The sequence below is a fragment of the Pseudomonas sp. F01002 genome (genome assembly GCF_004402115.1).
GTDB classification, from domain to species: domain Bacteria; phylum Pseudomonadota; class Gammaproteobacteria; order Pseudomonadales; family Pseudomonadaceae; genus Aquipseudomonas; species Aquipseudomonas frigoris.
Genome location: NZ_SOPU01000003.1, coordinates 139,762 through 144,050, shown reverse-complemented (window position 1 = coordinate 144,050; position 4,289 = coordinate 139,762). Strand labels below are relative to the sequence as shown.

Here is a 4,289-nt window from a genome sequence, read left to right as displayed (position 1 = left end):
CTAATCGAGCTGCGCAATTACTCAGCGCTGTCCTGCGCCTCGTCAAAGCGATTTTCACGATCATCAACAGCTTCATCAGCTACGTCGACCGCTACAAAAAAGTCGCCGCGAGGGGCATCGCAGCCGGTATGAAAAAAGGCCGGATGCAGTTGAGCTGGAGCGCCCGGCGCAACGCTTCGCTAAAGAAAGACGAACACCACGACGACGCGTCGAATCAAGCGAAAAACCCCAACGGCGACAGCGCCGATTCCGTTGATAAAACCGCCACCAACAAATGTCCGGTGTCGATGGTCACCGGCGAAGAACTGTTGACCCTCACCGACGGCTCGCTGGACGGCATCCTGCCGTTCGACTTCACCCGGCTCTATCGCACCAGCGCCGCCGAGATCGACTGCGGCCTTGGTTTCGGCTGGAGTCACAGCCTCGCCCATCACCTGGAAATCGATGGCGAGACCGTCATCTGGATCGACCACGAAAACCGCCGTACGACCTTTCCGCTACCGAGTACCGAGCGCCCGGCGATACACAACAGCCTGTCGCGGGCGGCGATTTATCTCGGCGATGAACCCGAAGAATTGATCCTCGCCCAGGCGGGTGACGAGGCGCGGTTCTATCACTTTCATAACGGTCGGCTGACGGCCATCAGTGACGCTTACGACAACCGCCTGCGCATCACCCGTGACCGTCACGAACGCATCAAACGCCTCGATAATGGCGCCGGCCGTGCCTTGCGATTGCGCTATGACCGCAGCCATTTGGTCGCCGTCGACTATCAGGTTTTTGTCCCGGCCCAGACCCTCGACGAGGCCTGGCACACCGAGCAGACGCTGGTCGCCTACCGCTACGACGAGCGCGATCAACTGATCGAAGCAACCAACGCGGCTGGCGAAAGCGAGCGCTACGACTACGACGATCAGCACGTCATCCTGCAGCGGCAATTGACCGGTGGGGCGAGTTTCTTCTGGGAGTGGGAAAGGTCCGGCAAGGCTGCGCGATGCATCCGCCACTGGGCGTCGTTTTCGCAGATGGATGCGCGCTATGTCTGGGATGACGAGGGCAGCGTCACCGTCCAGAACATCGATGGCAGTGAAGAGGTTTACGTCCATGACGACCGCGCGCGGCTGGTGCGCAAGGTCGAGCTGGACGGCGGCGAGCACCTCAAGGCTTACGACGACAACGGTCGGCTGATTGCCGAGCAGGACCCGCTCGGCGCCGTCACCGAATACCGTTACGACGAGGTCGGACGACTTATCGCGCTGATTCCGCCGGAAGACGAACCGACGGCCTACGAGTATCGCAATGGTTTCCTGCACGCGCGGTACCGCGGTAAAGCTGTCTGGAAATATCAGCGCAATGCGCAAGGCGCCGTCACCGAAGCGACCGACCCCGACGGCCATGTCAGCCATTATCACTACGACGAAAAAGGCCAGCTGCTGTCGATCCGTTACCCGGACACCAGTCGGCATGTGTTCGTCTGGAATGGCTTGGGACAACTGCTCGAAGAAACCTTGCCGGACGGTGGTCAACGGCGGTTTTCCTACGATGCATTAGGGCGGCAGATTACCCGTCAGGACGAACACGGCGGCGTTACCCAGTACCAATGGGATGCCGTTGGACGACTGATCCAGACGACGCTTCCCACAGGCGCCAGCCGCGCCTTCAGCTACAACGCCTACGGCAAGATCACCGCCGCACGCGATGAACTGGGCCGCATCACCCGCTACGACAACGCGCAGCTGTTACTCACCGAGATCGAAAACGAATCCGGCGAAAAATATCTCCTGGACTACACGCCCAACGGCTTGATCCGACAGGAAACCGGATTCGACGGCCAACGCACGGCGTACGCCTACGACCTCAATGGCCATCTGCTGGAGAAAACCGAGTTCGGTGAGGACGGCTCGCAGCTGGTGACGGCTTATCAGCGGGATTCGGCCGGGCGATTGCTGGTCAAAACCCTGCCCGACGGCATCAAGGTTGAATACCGATACGACAGCCTCGGCCGCCTGGTCAGCGTCGACGACGGCCACGACCACCCGCTGGAGTTCGAATACGACCGGCAGGACCGCCTGATCACCGAACATCAGGGCTGGGGCACGCTGCGTTATGGCTACGACGCCTGCGGCCAGCTCAATCGCCTGCGTCTGCCGGACAACAGCAAACTCGATTACCACCATGCCAAGGGCGGCGCGCTGACGGCCATCGACCTCAACGGCGCGCGACTCACCACTCACCAATTCGCCTTCGGTCGCGAACAGCAACGCCATCAGGGGCAGTTGCTCAGCGAATATGCCTACGACGATCAGGGCCGATTGAAGGCCCACGCTGTCAGTCAACAGCACCAAACGCTGTATCGCCGCGACTATGCCTACAGCGCCAACGGCAATCTCGACAGCATCGCCGACACCCGTCACGGCCAGCGCAATTACCAATACGACCCGCTCAACCGCCTGACCCGCGTCCGCCACACCCGCGACGACCCACCGGAAAGTTTCGCCCACGACCCCGCCGGCAACCTGCTGATGCAGGACCGCCCCGGCGCAGCGAAGGTGCTGGGTAATCGCCTGCTCATGCAAGGCGACCGGCACTACGATTACGACGCCTTCGGCAACCTCATCCGCGAACGCCGCGGCACCGCGCAAAAACTCGTCACCGAATACCGCTACGACTGCCAACACAGCTTGGTCGGCGTCACGACCCCGGACGGCCGCAGCGCCAGCTACCGCTACGACGCCTTCGGCCGCCGCATCGCCAAAACCGTCGACGGCCACACCACCGAGTTCTTCTGGCAAGGCGACAACCTCGTCGCCGAAAGCAGCCGCGAGCACTACCGCAGCTACGTTTACGAACCCGATAGCTTCCGCCCACTGGCCATGCTCGACGGCAAAGGCCCGCGCAAGGCCTGCCCGTTTTATTACCAGCTCGATCACCTGGGTACGCCGCAGGAGCTGACGGATTTCGGTGGCGAGATTGTCTGGTCGGCGAAGTACAACGCCTACGGCAAAGTCACTCGTCTGGCATTCGGTGGGGGAGAGCAGCTCGAGCAACCGTTGCGGTTTCAGGGGCAGTACTTTGACGCTGAGAGCGGCCTGCATTACAACCGGCATCGGTACTATGATCCGGAGGTGGGTCGGTACCTGACGCCGGATCCGATCAAGTTGGCGGGTGGGCTGAACCAGTACCAGTACACGCCGAATCCGACGGGGTGGGTTGATCCGTTGGGGTTGAGCGGGAATTGCCCACCGCCGAATAAGCCAGGGTGTCAGGCGCCGGATGATACTTCTGGGGCGAAGGTTGATGAGGGTGAGCCGGACGTTCCAAAACCGAACCCACGACCTCAGGATTTTGGTAGCGAAGAAAAGCTTGTTGGGCATTATGAAAAGCACGGTGCAGAATTTAATGCCATGAACAAGGAGGAGTACTTGCTTATAGCGCGTGACGTTGTGAATAAAGGTACTCGTGTGGAGTACGAATACAAAGGGGAGACTCGTGTGGGGTATCTGCAGTTAATGGGAAATAACCGAAAAGGGGAGGCTAAATTCGCGTTTGTTGGAACAAATAACAAGCAGGAAATAACGACTTTACATACGAAAAGTGGAAAGGAATTCTGGAGAACTATAAACGGTGATGCTCGCGATAAAGTAATGAGGCCCACGAATGACTAATAGGTATGTAGCGGTTGTGCTGGCAGTAGATCAAATCGTTGAAGAAGAGGTTTTATTGCTCGTTAACGGTGTAAAGGTTAAATGCTTTACGAGCTACTGCCCCTTGAAAATCGAGGTCGGAAAATCCTATGAGGTGGATTTCGAAATCGTCCTTCCTGATGGCGATTTCATTGTTGCTGCTGAAAAATCAAATAACTCGCTGGTTGAAATGATGGACGACGGGTTCTCATGCGCTCTCTATGGGTATCTGGACGGAAGTACTTTCCGATCCTTTGTTGACTTCACGGATCAGGAAATCCACTACGATTATCCAGAGTTCAATGAACAATTCGTAAAGGTTAGGGTGGACAGGATTGATGTGGCGTTCTGACTGAGGTGCGAAATTTCTGGGCAAGGTCGTCGGAAGTTTCCTTCAATCTGTAGCGGTTTTCATGAACTGGTGCGCAACGCGCCTCATCGATAGTCTCTTAGCTGTCACTGCAAATTCAGTGACAGGGCGTGGAAGCCCTTCTATCGTTAGGCGCATCAAGCGCCACCAGTTCGGCGTTTTTTATCGTCTGTGTTTTATGGTGGCTGTGCGCGGGGCGCTTTCGAGTGCGCCGGGTGCCTAACGTCCCGGTCTTC

2 protein-coding genes (1 of these 2 running past the window's edge) are annotated in these 4,289 nt (G+C 58.1%); both read left to right on the top strand.

All coding sequences use genetic code 11. From position 1 onward, the window contains the following. Positions 1-3,665, top strand: partial view of an RHS repeat-associated core domain-containing protein gene (locus E3W21_RS01270; RefSeq protein WP_134417331.1) — the 3' portion only. Its footprint begins 862 nt before the window's first position; the window shows 3,665 of its 4,527 coding nt (coding positions 863-4,527); its start codon lies beyond the left edge, outside the window; its stop codon occupies positions 3,663-3,665. Continuing rightward, on the top strand, positions 3,658-4,035 hold the full coding sequence (locus tag E3W21_RS01265; protein WP_134417329.1) for a hypothetical protein: 378 nt from the start codon (positions 3,658-3,660) through the stop codon (positions 4,033-4,035). The genes E3W21_RS01270 and E3W21_RS01265 overlap by 8 nt, the downstream gene beginning before the upstream one ends. Positions 4,036-4,289 lie beyond the last annotated feature (254 nt).

What these genes read in the sequence shown, in the direction of transcription:
- E3W21_RS01265 (WP_134417329.1), top strand. Translation starts at nt 3,658, where the DNA reads ATGACTAATAGGTATGTAGCGGTTGTGCTGGCAGTAGATCAAATCGTT.